Source organism: Mycobacterium rhizamassiliense (assembly GCF_900157375.1).
Classification (GTDB): Bacteria; Actinomycetota; Actinomycetes; order Mycobacteriales; family Mycobacteriaceae; genus Mycobacterium; species Mycobacterium rhizamassiliense.
In genome coordinates this window covers 4,724,242-4,743,388 of record NZ_LT721901.1, presented here as the reverse complement: position 1 = coordinate 4,743,388, position 19,147 = coordinate 4,724,242, and the positions used below count along the sequence as shown (strand labels likewise).

17 protein-coding genes and 1 pseudogene are annotated in these 19,147 nt (G+C 67.1%); 15 read left to right on the top strand and 3 right to left on the bottom strand.

Annotated features, from left to right (window positions below; translation table 11 throughout):
- Positions 1-170: 170 nt before the first annotated feature.
- The 9 genes and pseudogenes from MRAB57_RS22900 (at position 171) to MRAB57_RS22860 (ending at position 9,098) form a co-directional block, all read left to right on the top strand.
- Positions 171-1,412: a PPE family protein gene (locus tag MRAB57_RS22900; RefSeq protein WP_077089372.1), complete on the top strand. Its 1,242-nt coding sequence runs from the start codon at positions 171-173 to the stop codon at positions 1,410-1,412.
- Between the two features lie 60 nt (positions 1,413-1,472).
- Positions 1,473-2,837 (top strand): PPE family protein, encoded by a 1,365-nt coding sequence (locus MRAB57_RS22895; RefSeq protein WP_077089371.1) that lies wholly within the window; start codon positions 1,473-1,475, stop codon positions 2,835-2,837.
- 80 nt (positions 2,838-2,917) lie between these two features.
- Complete coding sequence (locus MRAB57_RS22890) at positions 2,918-3,241, top strand: DUF732 domain-containing protein (RefSeq protein ID WP_077089370.1); 324 nt, start codon at positions 2,918-2,920, stop codon at positions 3,239-3,241.
- A 21-nt stretch (positions 3,242-3,262) separates the two neighbouring features.
- Positions 3,263-3,562 (top strand): annotated as a pseudogene (locus tag MRAB57_RS29450) (PPE domain-containing protein); the annotation flags it as partial.
- Between the two features lie 1,113 nt (positions 3,563-4,675).
- The gene (locus MRAB57_RS22880) at positions 4,676-5,932 is read left to right on the top strand and encodes a PPE family protein (RefSeq protein WP_077089368.1); all 1,257 of its coding nucleotides are present in this window, start codon (positions 4,676-4,678) and stop codon (positions 5,930-5,932) included.
- Between the two features lie 88 nt (positions 5,933-6,020).
- Positions 6,021-7,421 carry a PPE family protein gene (locus MRAB57_RS22875; RefSeq protein ID WP_077089367.1) on the top strand — a complete coding sequence of 467 codons (1,401 nt, stop codon included), beginning with the start codon at positions 6,021-6,023 and terminating at the stop codon, positions 7,419-7,421.
- Positions 7,422-7,534: 113 nt separating this feature from the next.
- Positions 7,535-7,861 (top strand): DUF732 domain-containing protein, encoded by a 327-nt coding sequence (locus MRAB57_RS22870; RefSeq protein ID WP_083743506.1) that lies wholly within the window; start codon positions 7,535-7,537, stop codon positions 7,859-7,861.
- A 65-nt stretch (positions 7,862-7,926) separates the two neighbouring features.
- Complete coding sequence (locus MRAB57_RS22865) at positions 7,927-8,262, top strand: DUF732 domain-containing protein (protein ID WP_108637983.1); 336 nt, start codon at positions 7,927-7,929, stop codon at positions 8,260-8,262.
- Positions 8,263-8,387: 125 nt separating this feature from the next.
- Positions 8,388-9,098 (top strand): MgtC/SapB family protein, encoded by a 711-nt coding sequence (locus tag MRAB57_RS22860; RefSeq protein WP_077089365.1) that lies wholly within the window; start codon positions 8,388-8,390, stop codon positions 9,096-9,098.
- A gap of 11 nt (positions 9,099-9,109) precedes the next feature.
- Here MRAB57_RS22860 and MRAB57_RS22855 read toward each other — a convergent pair whose 3' ends face one another.
- Positions 9,110-10,285, bottom strand: coding sequence for an NAD(P)/FAD-dependent oxidoreductase (locus tag MRAB57_RS22855; RefSeq protein ID WP_108638128.1), 1,176 nt, complete (start codon positions 10,283-10,285; stop codon positions 9,110-9,112).
- 61 nt (positions 10,286-10,346) lie between these two features.
- Between MRAB57_RS22855 and MRAB57_RS22850 the strand changes: the two genes are divergently transcribed.
- Positions 10,347-11,288, top strand: coding sequence for a sterol desaturase family protein (locus MRAB57_RS22850; protein WP_077089363.1), 942 nt, complete (start codon positions 10,347-10,349; stop codon positions 11,286-11,288).
- Positions 11,289-11,392: 104 nt separating this feature from the next.
- Complete coding sequence (locus tag MRAB57_RS22845; RefSeq protein WP_077090787.1) at positions 11,393-12,079, top strand: Rv1815 family serine proteinase; 687 nt, start codon at positions 11,393-11,395, stop codon at positions 12,077-12,079.
- Between the two features lie 7 nt (positions 12,080-12,086).
- On the opposite strand, the gene MRAB57_RS22840 is transcribed toward MRAB57_RS22845, so the two are convergent.
- Positions 12,087-12,533, bottom strand: coding sequence for a nitroreductase family deazaflavin-dependent oxidoreductase (locus MRAB57_RS22840; RefSeq protein WP_077089362.1), 447 nt, complete (start codon positions 12,531-12,533; stop codon positions 12,087-12,089).
- A gap of 125 nt (positions 12,534-12,658) precedes the next feature.
- Here MRAB57_RS22840 and MRAB57_RS22835 point away from each other — a divergent pair, with 125 nt between their 5' ends.
- The 3 genes from MRAB57_RS22835 (at position 12,659) to MRAB57_RS22825 (ending at position 15,483) form a co-directional block, all read left to right on the top strand.
- A complete protein-coding gene (locus tag MRAB57_RS22835) occupies positions 12,659-13,342 on the top strand; it encodes a TetR/AcrR family transcriptional regulator (RefSeq protein WP_216823754.1) in 684 nt (227 codons plus the stop codon).
- Between the two features lie 136 nt (positions 13,343-13,478).
- A complete protein-coding gene (locus MRAB57_RS22830; protein ID WP_077089360.1) occupies positions 13,479-13,979 on the top strand; it encodes a VOC family protein in 501 nt (166 codons plus the stop codon).
- Positions 13,980-14,028: 49 nt separating this feature from the next.
- Complete coding sequence (locus tag MRAB57_RS22825) at positions 14,029-15,483, top strand: FAD-binding protein (protein WP_077089359.1); 1,455 nt, start codon at positions 14,029-14,031, stop codon at positions 15,481-15,483.
- On the opposite strand, the gene bacA is transcribed toward MRAB57_RS22825, so the two are convergent.
- On the bottom strand, positions 15,480-17,399 hold the full coding sequence (gene bacA, locus MRAB57_RS22820) for a vitamin B12 ABC transporter pemease/ATP-binding protein BacA (protein ID WP_077089358.1): 1,920 nt from the start codon (positions 17,397-17,399) through the stop codon (positions 15,480-15,482). The two genes, MRAB57_RS22825 and bacA, sit on opposite strands and share 4 nt — an antisense overlap.
- A 94-nt stretch (positions 17,400-17,493) precedes the next feature.
- On the opposite strand from bacA, the gene MRAB57_RS22815 reads away from it, so the two are divergent.
- Positions 17,494-19,137 (top strand): acetolactate synthase, encoded by a 1,644-nt coding sequence (locus MRAB57_RS22815; protein ID WP_108637982.1) that lies wholly within the window; start codon positions 17,494-17,496, stop codon positions 19,135-19,137.
- Positions 19,138-19,147 lie beyond the last annotated feature (10 nt).

Sequence of the window (19,147 nt, the reverse complement as noted above, 5' to 3'; positions counted from 1 at the left end):
AGCTGACCGGGGAACGTCGCGAGCGTGTCCGTCGTCAAACACTCATGGGATCGGCGCGGATCCGATGCATTCCATTAGAGATATTGCGTTTTCGCGGCTCAGGAGGCTAATTCGCGCCTAAAGTGGCGGCCAATTGGAGGGGGCCAATTGGAGGGGATCGGAGGGTACTGATGCCGTATTTCGGGGCCTTGCCGCCGGAGATCAATTCCGGGCGGATGTATGTCGGAGCCGGGTCGGGGCCGCTGCTCGCGGCGGCGGCCGCGTGGGACGAGTTGGCTGCGGAGCTGCTGTCCGCTGCGGCTTCCTACGGCTCAGCGGTCCAAAGCCTGACCGTCGGGCCTTGGACGGGTCCATCCTCGATCGCGCTGGCCACCGCGGCCGCGCCCTTTGTGTCGTGGATGAGTGCGACGGGCGCGCAGGCCGAACAGGCCGCGACCCAGGCCAAGCTCGCCGCGGGCGCCTACGAGGTCGCCTTCGCGGCCACCGTCCCACCGCCCATCATCGCGGCCAATCGCGCCCTGCTCGCAATGTTGGTCGCCACCAACCTCTTTGGACAGAACACCCCCTCGATCGCGACCGCCGAAGCTGACTACATGGAGATGTGGGCACAGGACGCCGCCGCGATGTACACCTATGCGGGCTCCTCGGCTTCGGCGTCACAATTCACGCCGTTCGACGAGCCGCCGAAGACCACCACCGATACCGGCACGGCGCTGCAGGACACCGCCTTGGCCAAGTCCAACACGGTGGCCGGCACGAACACCGCGACGAAGATGTCGCAGCTGAGCTTCCAGCCGCTTGCCAGCGGCAACTCGGGGCCGACGACGGGAATCACCGCGCCGCCGACGCCGGATGTCGTCACGAACTGGAACACCATCTGGAACGTCCTCACCGGTCAGTACTCGCTGCAGGGGTGGACGAGCATCCCCGGCGGTCCGTTCCTGTCGTTCGGGCAGGCCTACGCCTGGGGCCAGAACGGCGACGCCGCGGCGGCCTATCTGGCCGGGCCGAAAGCCATCGCCGGGGCGTTGGCGCCGCTGACCGGTGGCGGCAGCGCGGTGCGGCCCATGCTGGCCTCCGCCCTCGATGCGGCGCCGGTATCGGGGTCGATGGGCAAGGCGGCGTTGGTCGGCAGCATGTCGGTGCCGCAGGGGTGGACCGAGGCCGCACCCACTATTCGCACCCTCGCCCAGGTGCTGCCCAACCTTTCGGCGGTACCGGAGGCCACGCTGGTGGGCGAGGGCGGCGCCTTCAGCCAGATGGCGCTGTCCAGCCTGGCCGGGCGGGCCATCGCCGCCACCTCAGTCCGCTCCGGGGGCGGGGCCGCCGCGGCCGCCGCGCTGGGCGGCGTTGCCGCAGAGGCCGATCCCGCCGCGGCCACCATCATCGTGATCCCGGCCTTCGAGGACTGACCGCCATGAACGCAACCGCACAAGCCACCCGGACGCACCTCAGCGCGAAGGGGAACTGACATGTTCTACGGAGCCTTTCCACCAGAGTTCAACTCGGGCCGGATGTACACCGGGCCCGGCGCGGAGTCGCTGCTGGCCGCCGCGGTCGCCTGGGACGAACTGGCCACCGAGTTGCAGTCCGCCGCATCGGCCTACGCGTCGGTGATCTCGAGTCTGACCACCGGGCCGTGGACGGGTCCGTCCTCGCTCGCCATGGCGGGCGCCGTCGCCCCGTATCTGGCTTGGATGCAGCGGACCGCAGCCCAGGCGCACGAAGCCGCGGGCCTGGCCACCGAGGCGGCCGGCGCCTATCAGACCGCGTTCGGCGCGACCGTGCCGCCGCCGCTGATCGCAGCCAATCGCAGTCTGCTGTCGATGTTGGTGGCCACCAACATCTTCGGGCAGAACACCTCCGCGATCGCCACCACCGAGGCCCAATACGGCGAATTCTGGGCCCAGGACGCCGAAGCGATGGACACCTACTTCGCCTCGTCGGCCACCGCCTCGAACGCCTTGACCTCGTTTGACGACCCGCCCCAGACCACCAACGACCAAGCGCCGCAGCTAGATTCGGTCACGAATGCCGGAAACCTGATGTCGTCGTTCGCGAACAACGCAACGGCCACGCCCACCGGGCCCCTGTCGGGGCTCGCGCAGCTCGCGCAGGCTTACAACCAGTTCTGGGACGGCGTCCTGAACAATCTCTTCGGGACAAACGGCGCAGGTTTCTACACCGCGCTGTTCAACGCCGTCAAGGTGCCGCTCGGCCTCACCACGCAGTTCAACGACGTCGGGCTGTTGGTGAACTTCCCGCTGTCGCAGTGGCTGAAGTTTGCCCCGCCGGTAGCGGTCGCCGCGCTGCCGAAAGACGCGCTGGGGGCGGGGCTCGGGGCCCTCGGGTTCGGACGGGGCACGCTCTACGGTGCGGTGACCGGGGGCATGAACAACGCCGGCACCCTTGTTGGCAAGCTCTCGATCCCGCCGACCTGGGCCACGACCACGCCGGCGATCCGGATGGTGGCCGCGGCCCTGTCGGCCGCCGGGCCGGACGCCGTGCCTGCGGCCGCGCTCGGCGAAGGCGGTTTGTTCAGCTCGCTGGGCATGGCGGGGATGCTGGGCAGCGCGCTCGGTGCCGGCGGCCCGACCGTGGTCAAGGCCGGGGTTCGCGGCCGCCTGACCCCGCTCAAGGACCTCAAGGACAAGCACTCGCCCGAGCAGCTCAAGCGGCTGGTCGCACAGATATCGGAGAAGCCAGAGAGCGTGCAGCACCACAACGTCGACCAAGAGGGACTCGACGCGCTGCTCGAGCAGCTCGCCAAGAAGCCGGGCATCCACGCGGTGCACCTAAAGAAGGGCAAGAAGTCGGTCCTGCCGTCGGACGCCTAATCAGGTTGAGCTGCAGGACAATTCAGTGCGCTGAAGAAAACAAGCAATGAAATCGGCTCGCAGTGGGAGAATGGTGAGTTATGAGAACGGTCCTAGCGCTCCTGGGGGCCACCGCGCTGATCGGCTTCGCCGCACCGGCATACGGCGGTCCGCCGCCAGAACCCAACGGTGACGACGCCGGCTTCCTGGCCGCCCTGCGCCAAGCCGGCTTCAACTTCGCCAGCCCGGACGCGGCGGTGGGCGCCGGCCGGGCGGTGTGCTCGCTGCTGAACGGCGGCGAGTCCGGCCTGGAGTTGGTGTCCGACGTGAAAGCCCACAATCCCGGCATGGACATGGAGCAGGCGTCCAATTTCGCCCTGATCTCCGCGAAGTTCTACTGCCCGCACCAACTTTCGCGGGCCTGACCGGCCGCGCTTGGCGTCCAAGCCGAGCAGAACGGCACTCAGGCCAACGCGGCCGCGACGGCCTTCGAGGCCGCGTACGCCATGACAGTGTCGCCGACGGTCGTCGCGGCCAACCGCACGCTGGTGACAAACCTGTTGTCTACCAACATCTTCGCTTGCGGCGGGTCAGAATATGTGCGATGTGGCCAACTCGGGGACCTCGTAGCTCGACATCATCAGAGATGTCAGAGAGTTCAATCCCGCGTTCAGCGCGGCGGCCGCCAGCTCTTACTTTCCCGAGCAGCTGTCGACAGCGGTGACACGAACCCGAGCACCAGCTAGCCAAGGCTCTCGTAGGCAGCACGACCACTCGCCACATAACGCGAACCCACCTTTCGGAATGAGAATTCCGAAACGTTGCGGCAACAATGTGCGCTATGGAGTGTGTGGCGTATCGCCTCCCACCTGCACAAATGGCCGGTGCGGCCACACACAGCAAACCTTCAGAAACCAATAAGCATCCGGCCAGCTGACATCTTTACGCTAAATGGAATTCAGGAGAGCAAGGTATGTCTATTAGCCGACAGCTGCCCGACGTCGACCACCGCGATGCCCCGAACTGCGCCCCGACTGCCTCGCCAGGCGGCCCGAGCCCGGCCCTGCGGGAGAACGGCGGTTGCGGTCCGCAGGTGGGGACCGGGTTGATCACGGGAACCGAATGGCAACGGGACCCGAATAACGAACTGGGAATTATCCACGTGCCGATGTTCGAATCGCGGACAGCAACGTCCGGAGCCGCCAAAGGGTGTGAATCTAGCGGTACAAGCGACCGGCTATCGGCACCTGTTGACCACAGCAATCGCGCAATAGATAGACGTATGTACAGTATGACCGGGTTGGCGACCCTTCGTGCACCGCAACTTTGGAGTGAGCGCAATCCAATTCTAATCTCGGTTATTCAGCCTGAGGATGCGCAGCCAATTGATTAAGCGTGCTGCTGCAGTTAAATAACCTGAATACCCCGGCCGATCAAACGAGGCACTCGGGTCCAAAAAGGCGAATCATTTGCCTGCCTAGTTTGCGGACCATTCTCTGGACCGAGTTCATGCTTCCTTGAAGTGCATCTTTGCTAATTCTGCGCGTTTACTATGCCTACCGGATCTCACGCGGCGATGACGCCGGCGGTATGGCCTGTTCACCTCGTTATTACACAGAGGGAACGCCGCGTGCACACATTCTGATCATGCTGAGGATTACGCTCCCGCACCGAAGCATGGAGCAGAGGCCGGAAGTGACCCTGGACACATTCTTGCCATTACTAAATACGGAACTCTCGTCAAATGCATCGGATCCAATCGGACTCAATGCATTCCATTAGAAATGTCGCGCTTTCGCGGGCCAGGACACTGACGCGTGCCTCCCGTAGCGGCCAATCCAGGGGAACGGAGGTGCTGGATGTTTGATTTCGGGGCCTTACCGCCGGAGGTCAACTCCGGACGGATGTATATCGGAGCCGGATCGGGGCCGCTGCTGGCGGCAGCGGCGGCGTGGGACGAGTTGGCGGGCGAGTTGATGTCAACCGCGTCTTCCTACGGCTCAACGATCCAGGGCCTGACCGCGGGCCCATGGGCGGGTCCATCCTCGCTCGCGTTGGCCGCGGCGGCCGCGCCCTATGTGTCTTGGATGAGCGCGACCGGCACTCAGGCCGAGCACGCCGCTACCCAGGCCAAGCTCGCCGCCGGCGCCTACGAGGCGGCTTTCGCGGCGACCGTTCCGCCGCCTGTCGTCGCGGCCAATCGGTCTTTGCTCGCGACTCTGATCGCCACCAACATCCTGGGTCAGAACACCCCCGCGATCGCGACAACCGAGGCCCACTACGCAGAGATGTGGGCGCAGGACGCCGCCGCGATGTACGCCTACGCCGGTTCCTCGGCCGCGGCCGCACAGTTCACGCCGTTCAACGCGGCGCCGAAAACCACCAACGACTCCGGCGCGGCAATGCAATCGGACGCGGTGGCCCAATCCAACACGGTGTCCGGCATGAATTCCGCGCTGAAAGTGTCTCAGCTAAGCGCGACGATGCAGCCGCTGGCGCAGACGACCGCGTTGTCGAGCACGACGGGTTCCACGGGAATCACCGCGCCGGCGACCCCGCAGATCCTCACGAACTGGAACACCATCTGGTCGGCCATCACGGGGGTGTACTCACCACAGTCGTGGAGCAGCATCCCGGGCGGCCCGTTCCTGTCGTTCGGTCAGGCCTATGCCTGGGGCCAGAACGGCCAGGGAGCGGCAGCCTATCTGGCCGGGCCGAAAGCCATCTCGGGCGCGCTGGCACCGCTGACCAGTGGCGCCGGCGGCGTGCATCCCATGCTGAGTTCTGCGACGGCGCCAGCATCGGCGTCGATGGGCAAAGCACCGTTGGTCGGGAGCATGTCTGTGCCGCAAGGCTGGACCCAAGCCGCCCCGGAAATCAAAACGCTTGCCCAGGTACTACCCGCCAACCTGGCGGCCGCGCCGGAGGCCGCGCTCGCGGGCGAAGACGGTGTGATGAGCCAGATGGCCCTGTCGAGCCTCGCCGGGCGCGCCGTCGCCGCCACCGCGGTCCGTTCGGGTGGCGGTGTCGCGGGGGCCGGCTCGCTGGGCGGCTTGGTCGCCGAGGCCAACCCCGCGGCGGCCACGATCATCGTGATACCGGCTCTCGAGGCATGACTCCGATGAACGCGACCGCCGCCGCGACGACTAACCGCAGCACACCACGGACCACTCCCGCGCAGGCCACCAGGTAAGGGGCTTTGAGATGTTTTATGGAGCGTTCCCACCGGAGTTCAATTCGGGCCGGATGTACACCGGACCGGGGTCGGAGTCGATGCTGGCCGCCGCGGCGGCCTGGGACGATCTGGCCACTGAATTGCAGTCCGCAGCGTCGTCGTACTCGTCGGCGATCTCGAGCCTGACCGGCGGGCCGTGGACGGGCCCGTCCTCGGTTGCCATGGCGGCCGCCGTCGCGCCCTTTGTGGCCTGGATGCAACAAACCGCCGTCCAGGCCCACGAAGCCGCGAGCCAGGCCACCGAGGCGGCCGGCGCGTATCAGACCGCGTTCGCCGCGACCGTGCCGCCGCCGATCATTGCGGCCAACCGCAGCTACCTGGGGCAGCTGCTGGCTACCAACATTTTCGGGCAGAACACCTCCGAGATTGCGGCCACCGAGGCCCAATACAGCGAGTTCTGGGCCCAGGACGCCGAGGCGATGGACACCTACTTCGCGTCGAGCGCAATGGCCTCGAACAACTTGACTGCGTTCAATGACCCGCCTCAAACCACCAGTGATTCGGCCGGGTTGACGCAGTCAGCCGCGACATTCAGTGCGGCAAACACCTCGGCGGGCAATGTCGGGTCGACCCTGAGTTCAATAATTCCGAGCATCACCCCGGCCCCCGGCCCGCTTGGCTCCCTCGCCGGGCTCGCCACGGCGTACCAAACCCTTTGGGCGAACTCCCTGAACACCCTTTTCGGCTCGAACGGGGCGGCCTTCTACACAGCCATGTACAACGCGGTCAAGGTTCCGCTCGGTCTGACCACACAGTTCAACGACATTGGGCTGCTGATTAACTTCCCGCTGTCGCAGTGGCTCAAGTTCGCGCCGCCGGTGGCGTACTCAGCGCTCCCGAAGGACGCGCTTGGAGCTGGGCTCGGGGCGCTGGGCTTCGGCCGCGGCACGCTGTACGACGCAGTCACGGGCGGCATGGGCAACGCAGGCACATTGGTCGGAAAGCTGTCCATCCCGCCGAGTTGGGCGACGGCCACCCCGGCTATCCGCACGGTGGCCGCGGCCCTGTCGGCCGCCGGGCCGGATGCCGTGCCGGCGGCCGCCCTGGGCGAGGGCGGCCTGTTCAGCTCGGCCGCGATGGCGGGGATGCTGGGCAGCGCCCTCGGCGCCGGCGGCCCGACCGTCGTGAAGGCCGGAGTTCGCGGCCGTCTGACCCCGCTCAAAGAACTCAAAGACAAGCAATCTCCGGAGCATCTCAAGCGGCTGGTGGCGCAGATCTCGGAGAAGCCCGAAAGCGTGCAGCACCACGACGTCGACCAAGAAGGCCTCGACGCGCTGTTAGAGCAGCTCGCCAAGAAGCCCGGCATCCACGCGGTGCACCTGAAGAAGGGCAAGAACTCGGTGCTGCCGTCGGAGGCTCAATCGGGCTAGTCGGCAATGTGAAGTGATTCAGTGCCGGACCAGGGCAACGAAACCCCTTGCAGCAGTGGCCTTTTGAACGCCCCACCAACAGTGGAAACCGGCTCGCAATGAAGGAATGGTGAATTATGAGAACGGTCCTAGCGCTCCTCGGGGTTTCGGCGATGATTGGCTTCGCCGCCCCGGCATCCGCCGTCCCGCCGCCGGAACCAGATGGTGACGACGGCGGGTTCCTGGCCGCCCTGCACCAAGCCGGTTTCAACTTCGCCAACCCGGGGGCGGCCATCGGGGCCGGCCGGGCGGTGTGCTCGTGCTTGAACAATGGCGAGGCCGGCCTGGAGCTGGTCTCCGACGTGAAGGCCCACAATCCCGGCATGGATATGGAGATGGCCTCGAACTTCGCCTTGCTCTCCGCGAGGTTCTACTGCCCCCACCAGCTTTCGAAGGCCTGACAAAGGCGCTCGGTTGCCCCACACTGTGATCGGTGAAAAGTCGAGTGCATGGCGAATGAGGATTCGTGAGCCCACTGCAAGCGTTGGTTGGCGTGTGCTGCGCGCTGATCTTCGCTGCGCCGGCGTTGGCCGATCCCGGCGACGTCAACGATGACGCCGGATTTCTGGCCACCGTGCGCAGCGCCGGCATCACCTACTCCGGCTCCGCTCAGGCCATTACATTCGGCAAGGCCGTATGCGGGTGGATGCGCGACGGAAAGGCCGGCCCGGAAATGGTCCAGGAGCTACAGAAGAACAATCCCGGTTTGACCACTGATCACGCGACGTTGTTCATCGCGATCTCGGCCAAGTACTACTGCCCGCAACAACTCTCCGGCAGCCAATCACCGCCCGCACGGTAGACCTGGCTGCCGCACCAACTTTCGCGGGCCTGACCGGCCGCGCTTGGCGTCCATCTGCTGTTCACCTGCGCGTGGTTGGCTGCCCACCGAGCAGCAATGCGTTCAGGGGGAAGGAGTGTGACGGCATGCAGACGTTGAGCGTTGCCGATTTCGCGCTCCGGCTTGCCGTCGGAGTGGGGTGCGGGTCGCTGATCGGATTCGAGCGGCAGTGGCGGGCACGCACGGCCGGCTTGCGCACCAACGCGTTGGTGGCAGCGGGCGCAACCCTATTCGTGCTCTACGCCGTTGCCACCGAGGACAGCAGCCCCACCAGGGTCGCCTCCTATGTGGTCTCCGGCATCGGGTTCCTCGGCGGTGGCGTCATCCTGCGCGAGGGCGTCAACGTCCGCGGCCTCAACACCGCCGCGACCCTCTGGTGCTCTGCGGCGGTCGGCGTGCTGGCGGCGTCCGGGCACCTGGTCTTCACGCTGATCGCCACGGCCGCCGTGATCTTCATCCATCTGGTGGGGCGCCCGCTGGGCCGGGTGATCGACCGCGACGACTCCGGCGCGGACGACGAAGGCCTGCAGCCTTACGTCGTCCAGGTGGTGTGCCGCACGAAGTCCGAGAAGCATGCCCGGGCCCAGGTCGTGCAGTACGTCGGCGACAGTAGCGGCATGGCGCTGCGCGGCATCCACACCGCACCCACCGGAACCGACGAGACCACGCTGACCGTGCACCTGCTGGTGGAGTCCAATACGCCGGACCGGCTGGAAAGGCTGGTGGCGGCGATATCACTGCAGCCCGGGGTGCACGCGGTGCAGTGGTACGCGGGGGACCAGGCCCAGACGGGCTGATTCATCGCCCGCTACGGGCGGGCCTGCAGCTCCGGTGCGGCCGCGGCCAGCAACTCGGCACGGTCCCGGCTCAGGGGCGGGTAGATCCGCCGGGTGTTGATGGCCTGCTTGGTGGCCTTGGCCGCCGCGCCCTGGGAAACCACCACCCGGTCCCAGCCTTCGGTGTACACCGCACCCGCCGGCCCGAGGTCGAGAACCGTGACATACCAAGGGATTCGAAGAGCCAGCATCGGCTCGCCGAACAGGTCGCTGATGACGTTGTAGCCGGCGTAGCGGCCCATCGGCCGACCGTGCTGGCACGACATCACCGACAGGTGGTCGTCGTCCATGCGGGCGGCCGCCACGTCGCCGGCGGCGAAGATCGACGAAATCCCGACGACCCGCAGATAATCGTCGACGGGTACCCGGCCCGACGGATCACGCGACACCGGCAGCTGCTCGGTCAAGGGGCTGGCCCGCATCCCGGCGCACCACACCACGGCGTCGGCGCGCAGTCGCTCGCCCGACGACAATTTCACCCAGTCTGCGCCGACGGCCCTGACGATCACCCCGGTCAGCACCTCAATGCCATTGTCCGACAACGCTTTCTGTATCACCGGAAGCGCCGAGTCGCCCATGTCGGAACCGACGCCGCCGTGGTCGACGAGAACCACCCGCGCCCGTCGAGAGGACAACGCGCGCAGCCGATTCGGCAGCTCGCAGGCCGTCTCGATGCCGGTCGGCCCGGCACCCACCACGACAACCGTCGCCGCCTGATCGTCCGCGAGCCCCCGCAGGTGCCGATCCAGTGCGGCGGCGCCGTCGTAGGTGTCGACGTCGAAGCCGAATTCGGCCAGGCCGCCGATGGCGGGTTTGACGACCTGGCTGCCCGACGCCAGCACCAGCCGGTCATAGTCGTACGTCGCGCCGTCCTTCGTGGTGACCACGCGGGCGTCGGGGTCGATCGCCGTCACGTCCGCGGTGACGTGCGCGACGCCGGCCGGGTCGAGGACGTCGGCCAGCGGGATGCGGCAGGCGCTCAGGTCGGCCTCGTAGTTGCGCACCCGGATGTCGTGGAACGGCCGGGCGCTGAGCACGGTGACCTCGACGGCGCCCGCCGGGACTCCGAGTTCGTCGAGGCGCCGGGCGGCGCCCAGGGCCGCCCATAGGCCCGCAAATCCGGAGCCGATTACCAGCACAGTCCTCACGCGCTCAAACACCTCATCGATCGGGGCCGGCGTCGGCGGCCGCCCGTCGTAATCTATCCGTGTGAGTGCTGTCACCGGGTTCTGGTTCGGGTTGCCCCCGCAGATGCGGGACCCGGTGCTGTTCGCGATTCCGTTCTTCTTGTTGCTGCTGACCCTCGAGTGGACCGCGGCGCGCAAGCTGGAACGCCTGGAGGCCGCCGCCGAGAGCGCGCGGCCCGGCTCCGGCGCGTATCTGACCCGCGACTCGCTGACGAGCATCTCGATGGGGCTGGTCTCGGTCGCCACCACGGCCGCCTGGAAGACGCTGGCCCTGCTCGGCTATGCCGCGCTCTACGCGTATGTGGCGCCGTGGCATCTGTCGGCGACCCGGTGGTACACGTGGGCGATCGCCATCCTGGGCGTCGACCTGCTGTATTACGCCTACCACCGCATCGCCCACCGGGTTCGGCTGATCTGGGCCACGCACCAGGCCCACCACTCCAGCCAATACTTCAACTTCGCCACCGCGCTGCGCCAGAAGTGGAACAACAGCGGCGAGGTCCTGCTGTGGATTCCGTTGCCGCTCTTGGGCATTCCGCCCTGGATGATCTTCTTCAGCTGGTCGCTGAACCTGATCTACCAGTTCTGGGTGCACACCGAGCGGGTCGGCAAGCTGCCGCGCCCGTTCGAGTTCGTCCTCAACACCCCGTCGCATCACCGGGTGCACCACGGGATGGACCAGCTGTACCTGGACAAGAACTACGGCGGCATCTTCATCGTCTGGGACCGGCTGTTCGGCAGCTTCCAGGCCGAGGAGTTCCGCCCGCACTACGGCCTCACCAAGCAGGTCGACACCTTCAACATCTGGAACCTGCAGATTCGCGAATACGTCGCGATCGCGCGCGACTGGCGGTCGGCGAGCCGGCTGCGCGATCGGCTCGGCTACGTCTTCGGCCCCCCGGGGTGGGAGCCCCGGACGGCCGGCCAGGTCAGCAGCGCGCCCGGGCTCGCCACCTCGCCGTAACGTTTCCGGCGGTCAGCGCGAATAGCTCGATGTCGAAACCGTAACGACGTAGTCTCATTTTGTGGTTGGCGATCGCGCTGACCTCGACGGAACGGAGTCCGTCCATGCTGCAACGCCTGGCACTGCGCACATTCGCCGCATCGGTTGCCGTGTTGGCTTTCATCCCCGGCCTGCCCGCAGGCAAGGCCCACGCGGACCCGGTCATGGTGTATCCAGGCATGGAGATTCTCCAGGAAAACCGCATGTGCACGCTGGGCTACGTCGACCCTGCCCAGAAGATCGCCTACACCGCCGGGCACTGCCGCAGCGGCTCGAACACCGTCGTCACCGACAAGAACCGCAACGTCATCGGCCACCTGGCGACCTTCCGAGATGACACGCCCAGCGGGACGACGGTAACCACCGACCAGGTCGTCACCGACTACGAGGCGATCGTGCTGGACGGCAACGTCCCGGCGAACGACATCCTGCCCAGCGGGCGGCCGCTGGTGTCCAACGGCGCCGTGCCGCACCCCGGCGAAGGCGTCTGCCACTTCGGCATCGTCACCGGCGAAACGTGCGGAACCGTGGAAAGCGTCAACAACGGCTGGTTCACCATGTCCCACGGCGTCCAGAGCCACCCCGGCGACTCCGGCGGGCCCGTGTACACCACGGCGGGCGGACAGATCGTCGGCATCTTCAACAGCGTCTGGGGCGACCTTCCGGCGGCGGTGTCGTGGCAGACCACCTCGCAGCAGGTCCGCCAGGACCTCGGCGCCTCGGCCGGTTGGCGGCCGCAGGCTCACCGCTGAGGCCGGTCTAGGCCCGGGTTGCCAGCGCGAACACCGGAATCGACGGCGCTGCCGCCAGCAGCTGCTCCTCGCTGGACTCCGGCGTCAACCCGGCGACATAACCCTTGACCTGCCAGTACCACCGCGCCAGGTAGCGCCGCAGCAGCTCCGGTTTTGCGGCGTCGCCGACCTCGGTGATCGCGGCGGGCCGCCGGCGCCAGCGCGAGCCGATCTCGACAGTGCCCGCGGCCCTGACGTTGCGCGCCCACTGGGTATTGCCCCGCGGCGAGACCACGTAATCCACACCGTCGACGGTCAGCAGGTTGATCACCACCGCGCGGGACTTTCCGGTCTTGCGGCCGCGCACGTGTAGCGCCTGGGTGCCGGCGATGCTGACGCCGAGCTCAGCGAGCCAGCGGATGACCGCGTTGCCGGCCTGGGCGATGCGGTTGGGTTCTTCGTAGCGGGTGGACATCGGACGTCCTTTCGGCCGAGCTGACCCCGAGGGGTTTCGAGAGCGGTGCTCTCATGTTCGGCCAGGGTGCCACACCCGACATTTAAATGCAAGAGCAGTGATCTCGGTTGTGTCAGACTGACCGGGTGGGCAAGCGCCAGGAGTCGCGTGAGCAGATCGAGGCGAGGATCGTCCAGCTGGGTCGCCGCCACCTAATCGACCGCGGCGCCGCCGGGTTGTCGCTGCGGGCGATCGCCCGCGACCTCGGCATGGTGTCCTCGGCGGTGTATCGGTACGTGTCGAGTCGCGACGAGCTGCTGACCCTGCTGCTCGTCGACGTCTATTCCGACCTGGCCGACACGGTGGACCGCGCCCGCGAGACCGTCGACGACCTATGGAGCGACGACGTCGTCGCCATCGCGCGTGCGACAAGGCGTTGGGCCGTAGCGCATCCCGCCGAATGGGCCCTGCTGTACGGGAGTCCGGTGCCCGGATATCACGCGCCGCCGGAGCGCACGATCGGCGTCGGCACCCGCGTGGTCGGGGCGATCCTGGACGCCATCGCCTCCGGAATTGCCACCGGCGATATCCGACTCACCAATAGCGTTGCACCACAACCGATGTCGTCGGACTTCGGACGCATTCGCCACGAATTCGGTTTTCCCGGCGACGATTCCGTCATCGCCAAGTGCTTCTTGTTCTGGGCCGGGGTGATGGGCGCGATCAGCCTCGAGGTGTTCGGGCAATACGGCGCCGACACGCTGACCGATCCTGAGGCCGTCTTCAACACACAGCTGCGGCTACTGGTGGACTTGCTGGCCCAGCACTGACGGTCGGGCCCACGGTCTTCAAGGGCGCGGAATTAGAACGTGTTCACCCGCCCGATTCCGGCGCGGCTCGGTCGCTCGCGGCAAAGAGTTTCGGACCCTTTCTGCCCGCCGACAAACTGGGCTATCCTGCCAAGCGATGACGCTCCCCGTTCAATCACCGACGCAGATCGCCTGGGTTACCACCGACCTGGACGCCACCGAAACGGCTCTCACCGGCCTGTTAGGCGTCCGCAAGTGGGTGCGCATCCCCGAGGTGCACTTTGCTCCGGACAGCTGCAGCTACCGCGGCAAGCCCGCCGACTTCGTCGCCAGCATCTCGCTGAGCTATCTCGGTGACATGCAACTCGAGCTGATCCAGCCGGTCAGTGGGGAGAACGTCTATAGTGAATTTCTGCGTGGCTCGGAGCCGGGGTTGCATCACATCTGCACCGAGGCCGACAGCCCCGAGCAATTTGAGGCGGCCCTGGCCGATGTGGCCAACCATGGCGGCGAGGTAGTGCAGCAAGGCGTGATGCCCGGCGGGATCCAATTCGCTTACGTGGCAGCGCCACAGGCGAGTGTGCCGTTTCTGGAGATCGCCTACGTCTCGCCCGAAATGCGGGCGTTCTACGACTACATCAAACAGGAGCAACGGTGAGCTGCGCCGGCGACGATGCAGAGCGCAGCGATGAGGAGGAGTGGCGCCAATGAGCACCGAGATCCCAGCAACGGTCAGCGCGGACACGGTGACGTCCTGGTCGGACGAGGTCGACGTCCTCGTGATCGGGTTCGGCATCGGCGGCGGCTGCGCGGCGGTGACCGCGGCGACCGCCGGCGCGCGGGTACTGGTCCTCGAGCGGGCCGCCGCGGCGGGCGGAACGACGTCGATGGCCGGGGGACACTTCTACCTGGGCGGGGGGACCGCGGTCCAGCAGGCCACCGGGCACCAGGACTCTCCCGACGAGATGTACTCCTACCTCGTCGCGGTGTCGCGGGAACCCGAGCTGGACAAGATCCGCGCCTACTGCGACGGCAGCGTCGAGCACTTCAACTGGCTGGAAGACCTGGGGTTCCAGTTCGAGCGCAGCTACTTCCCGGGCAAAGCCGTGATCCAGCCCAACACCGAGGGCCTGATGTTCACCGGCAACGAGAAGGTGTGGCCGTTCCTGGAGAAGGCCGTGCCGGCCCCGCGCGGCCACAAGGTTCCCGTGCCCGGTGACACCGGCGGCGCCAGCATGGTGATCGACCTGCTGTTGAAGCGGGCCGCCAGCCTCGGCGTGCAGATCCGGTACGAGACCGGCGCCACCGAGCTGATCGTCGACGATTCGGGCGCGGTGACGGGCGCGAATTGGAAGCAGTTCTCCGAAACCGGTGCGATCAAGGCAAAGTCGGTGATCATTGCCGCCGGGGGATTCGTGATGAACCCCGACATGGTTGCCAAGTACACGCCGAAGCTCGCCGAGAAGCCGTTCGTGCTCGGCAATACCTACGACGACGGCCTGGGCATCCGGATGGGCGTGTCGGCCGGCGGCGCCACCCGGCACATGGATCAGATCTTCATCACGGCGCCGCCGTACCCGCCGTCGATCCTGCTCACCGGGATCATCGTGAACAAGCTCGGGAAGCGCTTCGTGGCCGAAGACTCCTATCACTCCCGGACTTCCGGGTTCATCATGGACCAGCCGGACAGCGCGGCCTACCTGATCGTCGACGAGGCGCACCTGGAACACCCGACCATGCCGCTGGTCCCGCTGATCGACGGCTGGGAATCGGTCGCCGAGATGGAAACGGCGCTGGGGATCCCGGCGGGCAACCTGGCCACCACGCTGGACAACTACAACACCCACGCGGCACGCGGCGAGGATCCCGAATTTCACAAGCAGCCGGAATTCCTTGCGGCACAAGACAAAGGCCCGTGGGGCGCGTTCGACATGTCGCTGGGCAAGGCCATGTACGCCGGGTTCACCATCGGCGGGTTGGCCACTTCCGTGGACGGGCAGGTGCTACACGAAGACGGCTCCGTCGTGCCCGGCCTGTACGCGGCCGGCGCCTGTGCCGCCAACCTCGCGCAGGACGGCAAGGGCTATGCCAGCGGCACGCAGCTGGGGGAGGGCTCGTTCTTCGGCCGCCGCGCCGGAGCGCACGCGGCCGTCCAGCGCTAGACCTGAGCGGGCCGCTTCTCGACCGGGCCCAGGCGCCACTGTCCGTCGCCCAGCAATTCCAGCTGTTGCTGGTGGTGCTGCTCGACGGCGCGCCGATGGCTGACGCTGATCACGACGCAGTCGGGCAGTTCGCTCCGCAACAGTTGGTAGAGCGCAAATTCCAGGCCCTCGTCGAGCGCCGAGGTGGCTTCGTCGAGGAACACCGCCTTGGGCTTGGTGAGCAGGACGCGGGCGAACGCGACGCGTTGCTGCTCGCCAGGCGAGAGCACCTTGGCCCAGTCGCATTCCTCGTCGAGCCGGTCGATGAGCGGGGCGAGCGCGACCTTGGTCAGCGTGTCGCGCAAGGTGTCGTCGGGGACGCCGTCGGGCGAATTCGGGTAGCACACCACGCCACGCAGGTTGCCCAGCGGCACGTACGGCAGCTGCGACAGGAACATCGTCGCGTTGTCGCCGTCCGGGCGGCATAGCGTTCCCGAGGCGTAGGGCCACAATTCGGCCAGGCTGCGCAGCAGCGTCGTCTTGCCCGCGCCGGACCGCCCGGTGATCACCAGCGATTCGCCGTTGTCGAGTTCGACGTCGAGCGAGTCGATCAGCGGGTCACCGTCCGGCGTGCGGACCTCGATGCCGGCCAGCTCGACGGCCTTGTCCTGGCTCGGTTTGACCAACACCGCGGGCAGCGCGCGACCCCGCGAGTTGGCGTCGACGAGTCCGTGCAGACGGATGATCGCCGCGCGGAAGGCGGCGAAGGCGTCGTAGTTGTTGCGGAAGAACGACAGCGAGTCGCTGATATTGCCGAACGCCGTCGACGTCTGGCCGACGTCGCCGAAGTCGATCTTGCCGGCGAACAACCGCGGCGCCTGGATGACCCAGGGCAGCGGCACGATGGCCTGCGACATCGACCAATTCCAGCCGTTGAAGATGATGCTCCGTCGGACGAACCTGCGGTAGTTGTCGATGATCGGGGTGAAGCGGCGCCACAATTGCGCCCGCTCCACGCGCTCGCCGCGGTAGAACCCCACAGCTTCCGCGGCATCACGCAGCCGCACCAACCCGTAACGGAATGCGGCGTTGAGCTTCTCGTTGTTGAAGCTCAACCAGATCAGCGGGCGTCCCAGCCAGATCGCGACCACGGTCGCGATCAGCACGTAGATCACGACGGTCCAGAACATCACCCGGGGGAAGGTGACGCCGAAGATCGTCAGGCTTCCGGACAGGTTCCACAGGATGGCGGCGAACGAGATCACCGAGGCGACCGCGTTGACGGCCCCGAACAGCAGAGTGCTGCCGGTTCCGTTGGATGGAGCGTTCGGCGTCCCACCGGAATTGGCGGTGAAGATGTCGACGTCCTGCTGGATACGCTGATCCGGGTTGTCAATTGTGTTGTCGATGAACAGGTCTCGGTAGTACGCCCGGCCGCCGAGCCAGTCGTCGGTCAGGTGGGCGGTAAGCCAGACGCGCCACGCGATGATGAATCGCTGCGTCAGGTAGATGTCCGCCATGAAACGCACAACGTAGATGGTGGCCAGGATGACGAAGATGGCGATCGACATCCAAAAGCCGTGTATCCCAGAGTTTCTCACCTCTGGGTTATCCGCCGCCGTGCCCTGGAAGGCCTTCTGCACCGCTGTATAGAGGTCGTTGCCCTGGTAGCTGAGCAACACGGTCAGGCGCACCGCCGTCAGCACCGACAGCAACAGCACGCCGAGCATCGCCCACACCTTGATGCTGGACCGGCCGACGAAGTACCCGCCCGTGATACGCCAGTACTGCCGCCCCCAGGACGTGAAATAGCGCATCGCGACAAGCACGATGACCAGACAGATGGCGCCGACGACCCACGCGATGGCGAGCCAGCGCAACGAGTCCACGAGCGCCGAGGACCAGTCAATGGACGGCGTGAACGGCTTCGGACCCAAGGTCAACGTCTCCTTATTAGCGAGGCATCCGCCGGAGCCCCACGATGGATAGTTCCCCGCGAACGTACCCGAGGACGGTCGATAGGCTGCGGAGATGAGCATCGAAGCTCCGTCTCAACAGACCGTTCATGCCGGCCGGCTCGTCGCTCGTCGCCTGCGGGCCAGCGGTGTCGACACCCTGTTCACGCTCTCGGGCGGCCACCTGTTTTCGGTGTACGACGGCTGCCGTGACGAGGGCATTCGCCTGATCGACACCCGGCACGAGCAGACGGCGGCCTTCGCCGCCGAGGGGTGGTCGAAGGTCACCAGAGTGCCCGGCGTTGCGGCGCTGACGGCGGGCCCCGGCGTCACGAACGGGATGAGCGCAATGGCGGCCGCCCAGCAAAACCAGTCGCCGCTGGTGGTGCTCGGGGGCCGCGCACCGGCGGGGCGCTGGGGCATGGGGTCGCTGCAGGAGATCGACCACGTCCCGTTCGTCGCGCCGCTGGCCCGCTTCGCGGCCACCGCCCAGTCCGCGCAGGACGCCGGACGGCTGGTGGATGCGGCGCTGCGCGCCGCCGTCGGCGCGCCGTCGGGCGTGGGGTTCGTCGACATCCCGATGGACCACGCGTTTTCGACGTCCGACGACGACGGCCCTCCCGGCGCCCTGACCGACCTGCCGTCGGACGGGGCCGCCGACCCCAACCTGCTGGACAAAGCGGCCGGCCTGCTGGCCGGGGCGCAGCGGCCGGTGATCATGGCCGGCACCAACGTGTGGTGGGGCCACGGCGAGGCCGCGCTGCTGCGCCTTGCCGAGCAGCGGCAGATCCCGGTGCTGATGAACGGGATGGCCCGCGGCGTGGTGCCCGCCGACCACCCGTTGGCGTTCTCCCGGGCGCGGTCCAAGGCGCTGGCCGAAGCGGACGTGGCGCTGATCGTCGGTGTGCCGATGGATTTCCGGCTGGGCTTCGGCAAGGTCTTCGGCGAGCAGACCCAACTCGTCGTCGCCGACCGCATCGAGCCCGAGCGCGGCCACCCGCGTCCCATCGCGGCCGGCCTCTACGGCGACCTGACCGCCACGCTCTCGGCGCTGGCCGGCTCGCCCGGCGGCGATCATCGCGGTTGGATCGACAGCTTGCGCGACGCCGAGATGGCGGCCCGCGAGCTGGAGAACGCGGAGCGCGGCGACGAGCGAGCCCCGCTGCATCCCATGCGGGTGTACGCCGAGCTGGCGCCGCTGCTGGACCGCGACGCCATCGTGGTGATCGATGCGGGCGACTTCGGGTCCTACGCGGGCCGGGTGCTCGACAGCTACCAGCCGGGCTGCTGGCTGGACAGCGGACCGTTCGGCTGCCTCGGGTCGGGCCCCGGCTACGCCCTGGCCGCCAAGCTGGCCCGGCCGGAGCGTCAGGTCGTGCTCCTGCAGGGCGACGGGGCCTTCGGCTTCAGCGGCATGGAATGGGACACCCTGGTCCGGCACAACGTCCCGGTCGTCTCGGTGATCGGCAACAACGGAATCTGGGGCCTGGAAAAGCATCCGATGGAAGCGATCTACGGCTATTCGGTGGTGACTGAGCTGCGGCCGGAGACCCGCTACGACGAGGTGGTGCGCGCCCTGGGCGGTCACGGCGAGCTGGTGTCGACGCCCGGCGAGCTGCGGCCCGCGCTGGAGCGCGCCTTCGCCAGCGGCCTGCCGTCGGTAGTCAACGTGCTGACCGATCCGAGCATCGCCTACCCACGCCGATCGAACCTCGGCTGACGGGTTGACG